Source organism: Jatrophihabitans sp., from assembly GCF_036388195.1.
Taxonomy (GTDB): Bacteria; Actinomycetota; Actinomycetes; order Mycobacteriales; family Jatrophihabitantaceae; genus Jatrophihabitans_A.
In genome coordinates this window covers 25,186-39,004 of the sequence record NZ_DASVSG010000054.1, presented here as the reverse complement: position 1 = coordinate 39,004, position 13,819 = coordinate 25,186, and the positions used below count along the sequence as shown (strand labels likewise).

11 protein-coding genes are annotated in these 13,819 nt (G+C 73.5%); 5 read left to right on the top strand and 6 right to left on the bottom strand.

Going from position 1 to position 13,819, the window contains the following annotated elements:
* The 4 genes from VF612_RS05315 to VF612_RS05300 form a co-directional block, all read right to left on the bottom strand.
* A partial coding sequence (locus tag VF612_RS05315) for an ABC transporter permease (RefSeq protein ID WP_408658807.1) occupies positions 1–837 on the bottom strand: 837 nt, incomplete at its 3' end.
* The gene (locus tag VF612_RS05310; RefSeq protein WP_408658806.1) at positions 830–3,670 is read right to left on the bottom strand and encodes an alpha/beta fold hydrolase; all 2,841 of its coding nucleotides are present in this window, start codon (positions 3,668–3,670) and stop codon (positions 830–832) included. The genes VF612_RS05310 and VF612_RS05315, both read right to left, overlap by 8 nt.
* A complete protein-coding gene (gene purE / locus VF612_RS05305; protein WP_408658805.1) occupies positions 3,667–4,209 on the bottom strand; it encodes a 5-(carboxyamino)imidazole ribonucleotide mutase in 543 nt (180 codons plus the stop codon). The genes VF612_RS05310 and purE overlap by 4 nt, the downstream gene beginning before the upstream one ends.
* Entirely contained in the window at positions 4,202–5,389 is a 1,188-nt protein-coding gene (locus VF612_RS05300; protein ID WP_408658804.1) for a 5-(carboxyamino)imidazole ribonucleotide synthase, read from the bottom strand. Before VF612_RS05300 ends, purE begins: the two co-directional genes overlap by 8 nt.
* 101 nt (positions 5,390–5,490) lie before the next feature.
* Here VF612_RS05300 and VF612_RS05295 point away from each other — a divergent pair, with 101 nt between their 5' ends.
* The 4 genes from VF612_RS05295 to VF612_RS05280 all read left to right on the top strand — a co-directional run bounded on the left by VF612_RS05295 (position 5,491) and on the right by VF612_RS05280 (position 9,488).
* On the top strand, positions 5,491–6,198 hold the full coding sequence (locus VF612_RS05295; RefSeq protein ID WP_408658803.1) for a dienelactone hydrolase family protein: 708 nt from the start codon (positions 5,491–5,493) through the stop codon (positions 6,196–6,198).
* 52 nt (positions 6,199–6,250) lie between these two features.
* Positions 6,251–6,781, top strand: a complete 531-nt coding sequence (locus VF612_RS05290) for a GtrA family protein (protein WP_408658802.1) — start codon at positions 6,251–6,253, stop codon at positions 6,779–6,781.
* A 263-nt stretch (positions 6,782–7,044) separates the two neighbouring features.
* Positions 7,045–7,890, top strand: a complete 846-nt coding sequence (locus tag VF612_RS05285) for a hypothetical protein (RefSeq protein ID WP_408658801.1) — start codon at positions 7,045–7,047, stop codon at positions 7,888–7,890.
* A 50-nt stretch (positions 7,891–7,940) separates the two neighbouring features.
* Positions 7,941–9,488 (top strand): DNA polymerase Y family protein, encoded by a 1,548-nt coding sequence (locus tag VF612_RS05280; protein ID WP_408658809.1) that lies wholly within the window; start codon positions 7,941–7,943, stop codon positions 9,486–9,488.
* A gap of 21 nt (positions 9,489–9,509) precedes the next feature.
* On the opposite strand, the gene VF612_RS05275 is transcribed toward VF612_RS05280, so the two are convergent.
* Both VF612_RS05275 and pruA read right to left on the bottom strand, forming a co-directional pair.
* A complete protein-coding gene (locus VF612_RS05275) occupies positions 9,510–10,433 on the bottom strand; it encodes a proline dehydrogenase family protein (RefSeq protein WP_408658808.1) in 924 nt (307 codons plus the stop codon).
* A gap of 10 nt (positions 10,434–10,443) precedes the next feature.
* A complete protein-coding gene (gene pruA / locus VF612_RS05270; RefSeq protein WP_408658800.1) occupies positions 10,444–12,105 on the bottom strand; it encodes an L-glutamate gamma-semialdehyde dehydrogenase in 1,662 nt (553 codons plus the stop codon).
* 60 nt (positions 12,106–12,165) lie between these two features.
* Here pruA and VF612_RS05265 point away from each other — a divergent pair, with 60 nt between their 5' ends.
* Complete coding sequence (locus VF612_RS05265; RefSeq protein WP_408658799.1) at positions 12,166–13,761, top strand: PucR family transcriptional regulator; 1,596 nt, start codon at positions 12,166–12,168, stop codon at positions 13,759–13,761.
* Positions 13,762–13,819 lie beyond the last annotated feature (58 nt).

Here is a 13,819-nt window from a genome sequence, read left to right as displayed (position 1 = left end):
CACCCGGTAGGGATCCAGCGCGGTGATCGAGTCCAGGATGTTGGACACCACCACCAGGAAGGTCGCGCCCCCGACGGCGGCCAGCGGCGCGTCGGTCAGCACGCTCAGCAGGAAGGCCAGCGCTGCCACCAGCAGCGCCTGGCCAGCCGCGTACAGCGCGACGATCAGCATCCGCTGCAGGGTCTCTGCGTAGGAGAAGCTGCCTCCGAACGGCGACCTGGCCGGATCCCAGCCGAAGAACACCCCACCGACCAGGTACGCCCAGGCCGGCAGCAGCAGGTTCACCCCGAACGAGAAGGTCAGCGCCACCAGCAGCTTCTGGCGCAGCAGCCGCGCCCGCGGGATCGGAATCGCCAGCAGGTACCGCAGTGACGACCAGCTCGCCTCGCTGGCGATCGTGTCACCGCAGAACATCGCCACGATCACCACCAGCAGGAAGCCGACCGCGGCGAACTCGGTGAACAGCGCGAAGTTGCCCGCCCCCGCGGTCGCGAGGTCGACCAGCGCCGGCCGGTTCCGGTTGGAGCTGCCGGACCCGCCGATCTTGAAGGCCAGCGCCATGATGATCGGCAACGCCAGCAGGAACAGCCCCACCAGCTGGGTGCGCCGGCGGGTGAGCTGGCGGGCGAACTCGACCCGCAGCGGCAGGGTGCGCCGGCTGTCGAAGGCGGCTCCGGACCCGGATTGATCGGCCGGCAGCGGAGGCAACTGGGCGAGCCGGGAGTGGACGCCGCGCCGGGTCGCCGGCACGCCGCCGGCTTCGGGGGCGCCGGTGTCCGGGGCGCCGGTGCCGGATCGAACAGCGCCGGCGTCCGGGGTGTCTGCGCCGCTAGTCAACGCGCTCTCCGATCAGGTCCAGGAAGACGTCTTCCAGCGCTCGCCTGGCCGGCACCGCCCGGGCCGGGACGCCCGCTGCGGCCAGCACCTGGCGCGCCAGGTCCACATCGCCGACGGCCAGCTGGGTGGAGCCGGTGCCGGCCACCTCGGCGACCGACCCGGCCGCCACCAACCGCCCGCGGTGCATCACCACCACATGGCTGCAGGTCTGCTCGACCTCGGCCAGCAGGTGCGAGGACACGATGACGGTCCGTCCGGTCGCGGCATAGCGGTCCAGCACCACCCGCATCTCAGCGATCTGCGGCGGATCCAGCCCGTTGGTCGGCTCGTCCAGCACCAGCACGTCGGGCAGCCCCAGCATCGCCTGGGCGATCGCCAGCCGCTGCTGCATGCCATGGCTGTACGTCTTCACCCGGCGCTCCAGCGACTCCCCCAGCCCGGCGATCTCGAGCACCGTCTCGAGCTCGGCCTGCTCGACCGGCCGGCCGGACGCGGCCCAGAACAGCCGCAGGTTCTCCCGGCCGCTCAGGTGCGGCAGGAATCCCGGCCCCTCGACGAACGCTCCCAGCCTGGACAGCACCTGCGCACCGGGCCTCACCTCGTGGCCGAACACCCGGATCGACCCGGAGGTGGGCAGGATCAGCCCCATCAGCACCCGCAGCGTGGTGGTCTTGCCGGCGCCGTTCGGGCCGAGCAACCCCAGTACCTGACCGCGCTCGACCCGGAAGCTCACCCCGTCCACGGCGCGGTACCCGTCGGCGTAGACCTTCGCCAGGTCCTCCACCACGATCGGCGTCTGCGCGAGCGCCGGGTCCGGGGCGCCGGGCCGTCGGGACCGCAACCGCCACCAGCCGTAGGCCAGGCACAGCAGCAGCACCAGCGCCGCCACGATCAGCCAACTGCGCGCGCCGCCGGTACGGACCTCGGTGACCGGCACCGACGCCACGCTCAGGGTGGCGCCGGACGGGGCGAAGCTCTCGCCGAGGGCGACGGTGTAGGTGTCGGCCTCGGTGGGCAATTGGTAGCCGAAATCGGTGGTGCTGACCTCGACCGCGAGCCGGTGCCCGGCCGGCACCTCGGCGACGATCCACGGCAGCCGGGCCACCACCTGCCGCACCTGCCCGGGCGCTCCGGTCAGCCGGACCGGTGACACCAGGCGGGCCGGCAGGGTGTCCGAGCCGTCCGGGCCGAGGTCGTGCAGCGACAGGAACAGGGTGCTCGTCCCGGTCCTGCCCAGCGTCACCGTGAGCCTGACCTCGGACGAGCCGATCACCCGCACCGGCTCGGCTACCGGGTCGGAGCTGAACACCGCGCTCTGGCCGGGCAGCCGGGACAGTCCCGCCGCGCCGCCGAGCCCCAGCCCCGCCGCCCCGCCGACCAGATCGCCGAGGCCCGGGATGGTGGACACGGCTGCCGGAGTGCCGCCGGCCGGCGCGCTGATCCGCTGCGGGGCGCCGCGCAGCACGACCGGCCGGCTGGCGAAGCCCGGTTGCCCCGGCAGGCCCGGATAGCCGGCGGCCCGCTGGGTGGTGTCGACGGTGCGTCCGCTGGTGGCCGAGATCCCGGCGCCGGGCTGGGCGAGCAGGAAGCCGGCGCGAGGGCCGTCCTTGCCGCCCAGGTGCTGGTCGAAGAATCGCCTCTGGACGCCGGTCACATCGTCGTCAGCGCCGGGAGCGTCGTGGCCGCCGGCCCGCCAGCGGACCTGCACCTGGGCGCCGGCCGCCGAGATCTGGCGGGCGTTGGCGTCGGCCTCGCTGAGCGGGAACAGCGAATCCTGCTCGCCCTGGGTCAGCAGGGTCGGAGCCCGCATCCCGTCCAGGACTGCCGCCGGGCTGGACTCGCGCAGCAGGGTGGCCAGCCGCAGATCGGGGGCGCCGGCGACCGCCTGCTGGTAGCTGGCGCAGATCTCGACGGCGAACCTGCCGCAGCTGCTGGACCCCGTTCGAGGCGCCGGGCCGCTGCTGGACCCCGTTCGAGGCGCCGGGCCGCTGCCGGGGGCGCCCGCGCTGCCGTCCGGATCGCTGGAACTGCCGTCCGGGGCACTGGAACTGCCGTCCGGGCCGCTGGAACTGCCGTCCGGACCGCTGCCGGGAACGCCACCGGCGCCGCTGCCCGCAGGGCCGAAGCCGCTGGCGAACAGATAGCCGGCCCACAGCTTCTTGAAAACCCCGCCCCGCTGGTCGGCGCCGGTGACGCCGTTGGGGAACAGCGACCTGGCCAGGTCGTTCCAGGTGATGTCGGCCGCCACCGCGGAGATCCGGCGATCGGTCGCCCCGAGCATCAGGGCCAGCGCGCCGCCGTAGGACGACCCGGCGACCCCGACCACCGGCCGGTCAGCCGCGCGCTGCACCTCCGGACGGGCCTGCAGGAAGTCCAGCAGCCGGGCGCCGTCGGCCACCTCGTACCGGACCGAGTCCAGGTGGATCAGGCCACCGGAGCCGCCGAAGCCCCGTGCCGTGTAGGCCAGCACCACGTATCCCGCGCGGGCCAGCGTCCGGGCCTGGCCGTCCAGGCCGGCCTTGGAACCGCCGAAGCCGTGGGCCAGCAGGATCGCCGGGGCCGGGGTGCGCTCGGGCAGGTAGAGCGAGCTGTCCAGCCGCACCGGCCGGCCGTCCGGCTCCGGAGTGCCGGCGACCGAGTGTGCCGACACCCGCAGCGCCGGCTCCCGGTTGAGCACCGCCAGCACCACGATCACCAGCAGCGCCGCGAGCGTCGCGGCGGCGATTTGCTTGGCGCGGCGGGTGGCCCACCACCGGCGGCCGCCAGCGAACCAGCGGCGCCCGGCAGCGAACCGCCGGCGCCGGACCGCCGTCGCTGCCTGCGCGTTGCTCACCAACCGAGCGTACGGACCCGTTCAGCCAGCGCCCGATCCTTGTCGACCGCGGTCTGGGCGAGCTCGCCCTGGAACGCCTCGATCCGGCCGCGCAACCGCTCGTCGGAGGCGCCCAGCATCCGGACCGCGAGCAGCCCGGCGTTGCGCGCGCCGCCGATCGAGACGGTGGCGACCGGCACGCCGGCCGGCATCTGGACGATCGACAGCAGCGAGTCCATGCCGTCCAGGTAGGTCAACGGCACCGGCACCCCGATCACCGGCAGCGGCGTCAGCGAGGCCACCATGCCGGGCAGGTGGGCGGCGCCGCCGGCTCCGGCGATGATCACCCGCAGGCCGCGGCCGGCCGCCGACCGGGCGTAGTCGAACATCGCCTCGGGCGTCCGGTGGGCCGAGACCACCCGCACCTCGAACGGCACCCCGAACTCGGCCAGCGCCTCCCCGGCCGCGGCCAGCACGCCGAAGTCCGAGTCGCTGCCCATGATCACCCCGACCTGCGGTTGCCGGCCGGCTGTGACATCGGACGGTGCCTGGTCACTCATGCGCATCCACCTTCGCTCGCTGTCCCAGGGACAGGTAGTCCGCCGCCGCCCGGGCCCGGCCGCGCACCAACTCCAGGTCATCGCCCAGCGCGGTCACGTGGCCCACCTTGCGTCCGGGCCGGAAGCCCTTGCCGTACAGGTGGATCTTGACGTCCGGCCACGTGGCCATCAGATGGTGCACCCGCTCGTCCAGGGCCGGCTCGGTGTCGTCCGGGCCGCCCAGGACGTTGGCCATCACGACCACCGGCGCGGCTTGCGCGGTCACGCCCAGCGGGTAGTCCAGCACCGCGCGCAGGTGCTGCTCGAACTGCGAGGTCCGCGCCCCCTCGATCGTCCAGTGCCCGGAGTTGTGCGGCCGCATCGCCAGCTCGTTGACCAGCAGGGCGCCGGCCCGGTCGACGAACAGCTCCACCGCCAGCACTCCCACCACGTCGAGCTCGGCGGCGATCCGCAGCGCGAGCTGCTGGGCGAGCTCGGCCTGCTCGACGCTCAACCGCGGCGCCGGCGCGATCACCTCGGTGCAGATCCCGTCCTGCTGGACGGTCTCGACGACCGTCCAGGCCGCGCCCTGGCCGAACGGCGAGCGGGCCACCACCGCCGCGATCTCGAAGTCCAGGTCGACCTTCGCCTCGGCCAGCAGCGGCGTGCCGGCCGCCAGCAGCCGATCGGCGCCCTCGATCGAGTCGACGACCCAGACCCCCTTGCCGTCGTAGCCGCCGGAGATCGCCTTGAGCACCACCGGCCAGCCGGCCGCCGCGCCGAAGTCCTCGAGCGCGGCGCGTGGATCGGCCTCGACCGACAGGTCCCGCCAGGCGGGCGCGGCGACGCCCAGGCCGGCCAGCCGGCGGCGCATCTCGGCCTTGTTCTGGGCGAACCGCAGCGCCTGCGCCGAGGGCAGCATCAGCACCCCGTCGGCGGCCAGCGCCTGCAGGTGCTCGCCCGGCACGTGCTCGTGGTCGAAGGTCAGCACGTCGCAGCCGGCGGCGAACCGGCGCAGGTCCGCCAGCGACCGGTAGTCCCCCACCTGGACGTCACTGGCCACCATCGCCGCGCCGTCCTCGGCGGACTCGGCCAGCAGCCGCAGCGACTGGCCCAGGGCGATGGCGGCCTGGTGGGTCATCCTGGCGAGCTGGCCCGCGCCCACCATGCCCACGACCGGCAGTCCGGTTCGGCTGTCCACAGTCGTGGAATCTAGCGCCTCGCGAACCGGCCACCGGCCGCCGGTCGGGCCGGACGCTTCCGCATCGGCGACCGGACACTCCGCTGGGTACGGTGGCAGCCATGATCACGTCCGAGCCGCACCTGACCGTGGAGCCCGGACGGCGGCGCGCTGAGGCCGTGGTCCTGGTGCTGCACGGTGGGCGGGAGTTGAGCACCGACCCGGTGCGGGCCCGCCAGGTCGCGGTGTTGCGGATGCTCCCGTTCGCCCGCCGGATCGCCCGGCGCGGCCGTGGCCGGGTGGCGGTCGCCCGGCTGCGCTATGCCAGCCGCGGCTGGAACGCCTCCCTGGGCAGCCCGGCCCCGGTGGCCGACGCCGAGTGGGCGCTGCGGCAGCTGGCCGAGCGCTTCGCGGACCTGCCGATCGGCCTGGTCGGGCACTCGATGGGCGGCCGGACGGCGCTGCGGGTCGGCGGCCATCCGCAGGTCCGCGGCATCGCCGCCCTGGCCCCCTGGCTGCCCGGCCGCGAACCGGTCGACCAGCTGGCCGGGCGGCGGGTGTTGCTGATGCACGGCAGCGCGGACCGGATGACCTCACCGGCCGGCACCGAGGCCTTCGCCGGCCGGCTGGAGGCCGCGGGGGGCGCGGTGAGCCTGGTGTCCATCTACGGCGAGGGCCACGCGATGCTGCGCCGGGCCCAGCTCTGGCACGAGCTGTCCGCCCAGTTCGTGCTGAGCACCGTGCTGCCGGACTTCGAGCCGGCAGCCTGGCGTGGCGGGTCGGACCTGCTGGACCAGGTGGTGCGTGGCCGGGTCCGGCTGAGCTGCTGACCGGCTGGCCGGAGGGCTGTCGACGGCTTGACCGCCCGTACACTGGGAGGTGATGCCTTCCTCACTCATCGACCACATCCGGGGTTCCTGGCGAATCCTGGTCAAGGAGATCGCCGCTTTCGGGGTGGTGGGAGCGGTCGGGTTCATCGTCGACCTGGTCCTGTTCAACCTCTTCTTCGACCACGGCCAGATCGTGGCGAAGTCGATCTCGACGACCGTCGCCACCGGGGTCACCTACGTCGGCAACCGCAATCTCTCGTTCTCCCACCGGGCCCGGAGCAAGCTGGCTCGCGAAGCCGGCTACTTCTTCCTGATCAACCTGATCGCCCTGCTGGTCGCGCTGGTCATCATCGGGATCTTCTCCTACCCGCTGCACTTCAAGCACGACGTGCTGGTGATGAACGTGGTGAACCTGTTCACCATCGGCCTGGGTACGATCTTCCGGTTCTGGGCATACAAGCGGTTCGTGTTCCGGCACCCGGACCGGGTGGCCGCCGGCCTGCCCGACCTGGACCCCACGGATCCCGACGACCCGGACGAGGATTCCGATCCCGACTCCGAGACGGTGCTCCGCGCCAGCTGAGAGGGCCGCGGCTGGGCGGGTCAGGCCTTTGCCGAGGTGCGTATCAGGTTGCTCGGCGGGATAGACGCTTGACTAGGCACTGTGCGGGATGCGCTCAGTCCGCTAATCGGTTCGATGGTTCCAGCTACCTGTCCGAAAGCCGCTTTAACGGACAGATAGCTGTTCCCCCATAGGGCCGGCACCTCGCAGCGGTTGTCCACTGATCTAGACGGACTGTCTAATTTTTCCTTGACCTGTTCGAACATATGTTCGACCATAGAGGAGTGACTGCCGCCGCGTTCCAGCACCTCTCGGCGGCGGAGCTCGCTCTCTCCTACGACGATGTCGCCTACGACGCCGAGGCCGCTCGGTTCGACGACAGCGATGGCGCCTACGCGGTAGCCGAACCGGATCCGTTCAGCACCCCGGCGCCCGGCCCGCTGCGCCGGCCGTCCCTGCGAGCCGAGATCGGCGGCCAGCCGGCCGGCGCGATCAGCACCCTGCCCCCGTCCAGCCGGCCGCCGTTGCCGGTGCCGGACTCGCTGGCCGGCGTGCTGCCCGAGGGGCTGCGCCGCGGCAGCACCATCTCGGTCACGTCCTCGGTGTCGCTGCTGCTCACCCTGCTCGGCGCCGCCTCCGCGCGCGGCGCCTGGATCGCGATGGTCGGCATGCCCGCCATCAGCGCCGAGGCCGCGGCCGAGGCCGGGATCGAGCTCGAACGGCTGGCCATCGTCAGCCCGCCGCCGTCCATCGGGGAGTACCGCGGCGACGCAGCAGCGAGGACCGGCTGGACCGGCACGTCCTGGACCACCGCTGTCGGCGCCCTGCTGGACGCCGTGGACGTGGTGGTCGCCCGGCCGGGCAGCGGCACGGGCCTCAGGGCAGCCGCGGCGACCGATGGCGAGGCTCGCCGGTTGAGCGCCCGGGCCCGCGGCAAGGACGCCGTTCTGGTGCTGTTCGGCCAGCACGCCGGGTCCTGGCCGGCTGTGGATGTGCGGCTGTCGGCCGAGCACGGCCGCTGGACCGGGATCGGCCACGGCTACGGACGGCTCAAGCAACGCCAGCTGCTGGTCTCAGCGACCGGCAAGGGCCGATCCGCCCGGCCGCGCAGCGCCGAGCTGTGGCTGTGACCCAGGTGGCCGCCGGCAGCAGCCGTCCGGCCACTCCCGGGCCGCCCCGGATGGCCGCGGTCTGGTGCCCGGACTGGCCGGTCACCGTCGCCCGGGCAGAGACCGGGCTGGCCGATACCGAGCCGATCGCGGTGCTCACCGCCAACCGGGTGGTCGCCTGCTCGCACGCCGCCCGTCAGCACGGCATCAAGCGCGGCCTGCGCCGGCGCGAGGCCCAGTCGCGCTGCCCGGGCCTGGCGATCCTGCCGCGCAACCTGGCGGCGGAGGCGCGTGCCTTCGAGCCCATCCTGGCCGCGATCGAGTCGGTGGCGCTGGGGGTGGAGCTCGGACGGCCGGGGCTGGCCATGATCGGCGTCCGGGGCGCCACCCGATACTTCGGCAGCGAGCCGGCCGTCCTGCACGCGCTGGCCCGGGCCATCGCCGAGCACACCGCGGACGTGCTGATCGGGGTCGCCGACGGGGCCTTCGCCGCCGAGCAGGCCGCGCGCCGGGGCATCATCGTCGAGCCCGGCGGGTCAGCGGAGTTCCTCGCCCAGCTGCCGATCGGCACCCTGGAGGACCCGGGGCTGGTGGACCTGCTGACCCGGCTGGGCATCCGCACCCTGGGCGCCTTCGCCGCGCTGCCGGTCGCCGACGCGCACACCCGGTTCGGCCCGGCCGGCGCCTGGGCACACCGGCAGGCCGCCGGCCTGGACAGCCGGCCGATCGCCGGCCGGCTGCCACCGGCGGAGTTCGAGGTCAGCATCGACCTCGAACCGCCGCTGGACCGGGTCGACACCATCGCCTTCAGCGCCCGCGGCGCGATCGAGCGGTTCGTCGGCGAGCTGGCCGATTCCGGGCTGGCCTGCACCTGCTTCGAGCTGGTGGCCCAGACCGACCGGGGCGAGGAGACGGTGCGCCGCTGGCGGCACGCCGGGGTGCTCACCGCGGTCGATGTGACCGACCGGGTCCGCTGGCAGCTGGAGGGCTGGCTGAACCGGGCCGCCGGCGAGCCGAACGCCCCGTCCGGGCCGATCAGCCTGCTGCGGCTGACCCCGGTCGAGACGGTTCCCACCGGCACCCACCAGCGGGCGCTCTGGGGCGGCGACGGGGCGGTGGACGAGCGGGCCCACCGGGCGCTGGCCCGGGTGCAGACGCTGCTGGGTCACGGCTCGGTGCTGACCCCGGTGCTCGGCGAGGGACGGGGGCCCGCTCAGCGCACCAGGCTGGTGCCGTGGGGCGATGACCGCGGGCAGCCGTCCGAGGCGCCGTGGCCGGGCCGGCTGCCCTCGCCTGCCCCGTCGGTGATCATCGATCCGCCGCAGCCGGTCCGGGTGCTCGACGACAGCGGCCGGACGGTGCTGGTCAGCGATCGGGGCGCCATCCTCAGCGCGCCGGCCCGCTATGCCACCGAGCCGGGCAGCTGCGGGCAGCCGACCGATCCGGACAGCCCGATCACCGCCTGGGCCGGGCCGTGGCCGGTGGACGAGCGCTGGTGGGACCCCGAGTCGGCGCGCCGGCTGGCCCGGATGCAGCTGGTCGACGTCAACGGCCGGGCGTACCTGGTGTGCTTCGACCTCACCGCCGGGCAGTGGCTGCTGGAGGGGATCTACGACTGAGTCGATGCCGCCTGGGCCGGCCTACTTCTTCGACGTCAACGACCGCAGGAAGAACGCCAGGTTGGCCGGCCGTTCGGCGAGCCGGCGCATGAAGTAGCCGTACCACTCGTCGCCGTAGGGCACGTAGACGCGCACCCGGTGGCCGGCCGCGGCCAGCGCGCGCTGCTCGTCCGGCCGGATCCCGTACAGCATCTGGAACTCATAACTGCCGGCCGGCCGATTGTGCTGCACGACCTGCGAGCGGGCCGCCGCGATCATCGCCGGATCGTGGCTGGCCACCATCGGATAGCCCTGGCCGCTGAACAGCACGCCCAGGCACCGGCGGTAGGAGTCCTCGACCTCCTCGCCTCCGAAGGCCACCGACTCGGGCTCGGCGTAGGCGCCCTTGCACAGCCGGATCCGGGAGCCGGGGGTCGCGAACTCCCGGCAGTCATCCTCGGTGCGTCGCAGGTAGGCCTGCAGCACCGCGCCCACCCAGGGAAAGTCCCCCCGCAACTGCCGGACGACGTCCAGCGTCGCGTCGGTGGTGGTGTGGTCCTCCATGTCGATGGTCACCGTGGTGCCCACCGCGTCGGCCGCCTCGCAGATCCGGCGCGCGCCGTCCAGGGCCATCCGGTTGCCGTCAGGCAGCGCCTGCCCGATCGCGGACAGCTTGACCGACACCTCGGCGCGGTCGGCGCTGCCCGCGGCGGCCAGCGCCTTGAGCACCGACTCGTAGGCCTGGACGGTCTGCTCCGCCTGCTCGGCCGAGGTGGTGTCCTCCCCGAGGAAGTCCAGGGTGACCTGCAGCCCCGCCGCGGCCAGCTCCGCGGTCACCCGCAGCGCGTCGGCCTCGGTGCTGCCGGCCACGAACCGGTTGACCACCGGGCGGGTCAGCCTGGACTTCTCGGCGACCGACCGCAGCCGCGGCGAGCGGGCAGCGGCCAGCAACGGCTCACGCAGCAGCGCCATCCGGCTAGTTCCCTGCCGGTTCCGGCGCCTGGGCGGGGTACTCCACCGAGGTCGGCGCGACGAAGCTCTCCTTGATCGCCCGCGGCGACACCCAGCGCTGCAGGTTCAGCACCGAGCCCGCCTTGTCGTTGGTGCCCGACGACCGCGCGCCGCCGAAGGGCTGCTGCCCGACGACCGCGCCGGTGGGCTTGTCGTTGACGTAGAAGTTGCCGGCCGCGAACCGCAACCGGTCCTGGGCCTTGGCGATCGCGTGCCGGTCGGTGGCCAGGACCGCGCCGGTCAGGGCGTAGGAGCCGGTCGAGTCCACCACGTCCAGGATCTCGTCGAAGGCGGCCTCGGGATCGGCGCTGTCGTCATAGACGTAGATCGCCAGGATCGGGCCGAAGTACTCGGTCGAGAACACCTGGTGCGTCGGGTCGTTCGAGACCAGCAGGGTGGGCCGGATGAAGTAGCCCTCGCTGTCGTCAGCCGTGCCGCCGGCGATGATCTCCAGCGTCGGGTCGTTCTTGGCCTGGTCGAGGACGGCGGCCAGCCGGTCGAAGGAACGCCGGTCGATCACCGCGCCGAGGAAGTTGCCGTAGTCGCAGACATCCCCCATCGCCAGCGCGTCGGTCTCGTTCGCCAGGTCCTCGCGCAGCCGCGACCACAGCGAGGACGGCAGGTAGGCGCGCGAGGCCGCCGAGCACTTCTGGCCCTGGTACTCGAAGGCACCCCGGATCAGCGCGGTGCGCAGGGTGTCCAGGTCCGCGCTCGGGTGGGCCAGCACGAAGTCCTTGCCGCCGGTCTCGCCGACCAGCCGCGGGTAGGTCCGGTAGCCGGCGATGTTGTTCGCGACCTCCTTCCACAGGTGCTGGAAGGTGGCCGTCGAGCCGGTGAAATGGATGGCGGCCAGGTCCCGGTGCGGCAGGACCACCTCCGACACGGCCAGCCCGTCACCGGTCAGCAGGTTGATCACGCCGGGAGGCAGGCCGGCCGCCTCGAGCAGCTGCATCGTGAAGTGCGCCGCGAACAGCTGGGTCTCCGACGGCTTCCAGAGCACCACGTTGCCCATCAGGGCCGGCGCCGTCGGCAGGTTGGCGGCGATCGCGGTGAAGTTGAACGGGGTGATGGCGTAGACGAAGCCTTCCAGCGGCCGGTGGTCCAGCCGGTTCCAGACCCCGGGCGAGGAGATCGGCTGCTCCTGCTGCAGCTGGGCGCCGAAGGCGGCGTTGAAACGCCAGAAGTCGATCAGCTCGCAGGCCGCGTCGATCTCGGCCTGGACGGCGGTCTTGGACTGCCCGAGCATGGTGGCGGCGAGCACGGTGGCCCGCCACGGCCCGGCCAGCAGGTCCGCGGCCCGCAGGAAGACCGCGGCCCGGTCGTCGTAGGACAGCGCCTGCCAGGCCGGCGCGGCGGCCTTGGCGGCAGCGATCGCGTCCAGCGCGTCCTGCTGGCCGGCATGGCCGTACTCGCCGAGCACGTGGGCATGCCGGTGCGGCTGGACGACCTGGCCCCGGCGGCCGCTGCCCATCCGGCGCTGGCCGCCGATCACGCAGCTGATCTCGATGGGGTCCGCGGCGGCGAGCTCGGCCAGCTTGCTGGTCAGGGCGGCGCGCTCGGCGGAGCCGGGCCGGTACTGCAGCACCGGCTCGTTGCGGGGAACGGGAATCTGGGTGACGGCATCCATCCCTCCACGGTAAGCCGTCGAGCGCCGTTATGGCTGCTCGAAGTCGATAACATCAGCGCTATGGATTCCGCCAGAGCGAGCACAGACGTCGGTGCGATGGCTGCTGCCCTGCTGGATCGCTTCCCGGCGGCCACCACGGTGGCGGTCGCCGACCCGCAGGACCCTGGCGCCCCGTTGGCGGCCGGCGACCTGGTGCTGGGCCTCGGCATCGGCCCGGCCGGAGTCGCCGAGCTGCTCGCCAGCGCCCGGGCCGGCGGGGCCGCCGCGGTGCTGCTGCGCCGCCCACCGGCCGCCGAGCAGGCCGAGCTGGAGCGGCTGGCGGCCGCCGAGGGGGTCCGGCTGGACTGGCTGGACGCCCGGTACGGGTGGAACGAGCTGCACCGGCAGCTGCTCAACCGGCTGACCCCGCCTGCCATCCGGGCCGATGACGAGCTGGCCGAGCTCGCGCAGACGATCGCCACCCTGACCGGCGGGCTGGTCACCATCGAGGACACCTCGTCCCGGGTGCTGGCCTACTCCCGGTCCACCGACGAGGTCGACGAGCTGCGCCGGCTGTCGATCCTGGGACGCAGCGGCCCGGCGCAGTACCTGGCGCTGCTGCGCGAGTGGGGCGTCTATGACCGGCTCGCCTCGTCGGAGGAGGTGGTGGAGATCGCCGAGCATCCTGAGTCCGGGGTACGCCGGCGGCTCGCGGTCGGGGTGTTCGCCGGCGACCGGCAGCTGGCCACCATCTGGCTGCAGCAGGGCAGCGGCGACTTCGAGCCGCACGCCGAGCAGGCGCTGCTGGGAGCCGCTCGCATCACCGCGGCGCAGCTGGTCTCCCGGGGCCGCCGGCCGGCCGGCTCCCAGGACGTCCTGGCCGGCCTGCTGAGCAACCGCCCGGACGCCGGCCGCGACCCCGCAGCGGCCCTGCAGGCCCGGCTGGGGCGTGCGGCCCGGCAGCCGTGCGCGGTGGCCGTCGTCGAGCTCGGCCCGGGCCTGCGCGATGCCGCCAGCATCGGCGCGCAGCTGGACGAGCTGGCCGCGATCCTGACCGTGCACGCCGCCGCGTACCGGCGCGCGGCGCTGGTGGAGCAGCTCGACGGCCGGGTCTACCTGCTGCTGCCGGCCCTGAACCCGGTGATATCGGGCGTCGGAACGGCTGAGACGGCCGCGTCGGATCCAGTGACATCCGCCACGGCCATGCTGCGCCGGGCGATGGCCGCGGCGCGCCGGCATCTGGACCCGGCGGCCCGGGCGGCGATCGGCCCGGTGGTGGATTCGGTGTCGTCCGCGGCCCGGTCCCGCCAGGGCGCGGACCGGGCGCTGGGCGTCGCCGGAGCCGAGCCGGTGTCGAGCTTCGCCGCCGTCCGCCCGCGGCTGCTTCTGAACGCGATCGAGAATTGCCTTGCCGGCCAGCAGGATCTGCTCGATCCCCGGGTCAGCTGGCTGATCGAGACGGATCCGGACGGCGCCTGGACGCTGCTGAACTACCTCGACGCCGGCTCCGACGTCGGCCGGGTCGCGGCCCAGATGCACCTGCACCCCACCACCGTCCGGTACCGGCTGCGGCGGGCCGCGCAGGCGACCGGAATCGACCTTTCCGGTGGACCGGACAGATTTGCTATGCATGTCCAGCTGCGTTGCGGCTTGCGTCCACCGCTATCCGGGGGATGATTCAAGAGGTCTAGACGGGGGCCGAACCATCAGGTCGCAGCACCGTGCAGAAGGGCTC

Coding starts and splice junctions, on each gene's coding strand:
- purE (WP_408658805.1), bottom strand. CDS start 4,209: ATGAGTGACCAGGCACCGTCCGATGTCACAGCCGGCCGGCAACCGCAG.
- VF612_RS05295 (WP_408658803.1), top strand. CDS start 5,491: ATGATCACGTCCGAGCCGCACCTGACCGTGGAGCCCGGACGGCGGCGC.
- VF612_RS05290 (WP_408658802.1), top strand. CDS start 6,251: ATGCCTTCCTCACTCATCGACCACATCCGGGGTTCCTGGCGAATCCTG.
- VF612_RS05280 (WP_408658809.1), top strand. CDS start 7,941: ATGGCCGCGGTCTGGTGCCCGGACTGGCCGGTCACCGTCGCCCGGGCA.
- pruA (WP_408658800.1), bottom strand. CDS start 12,105: ATGGATGCCGTCACCCAGATTCCCGTTCCCCGCAACGAGCCGGTGCTG.
- VF612_RS05265 (WP_408658799.1), top strand. CDS start 12,166: ATGGATTCCGCCAGAGCGAGCACAGACGTCGGTGCGATGGCTGCTGCC.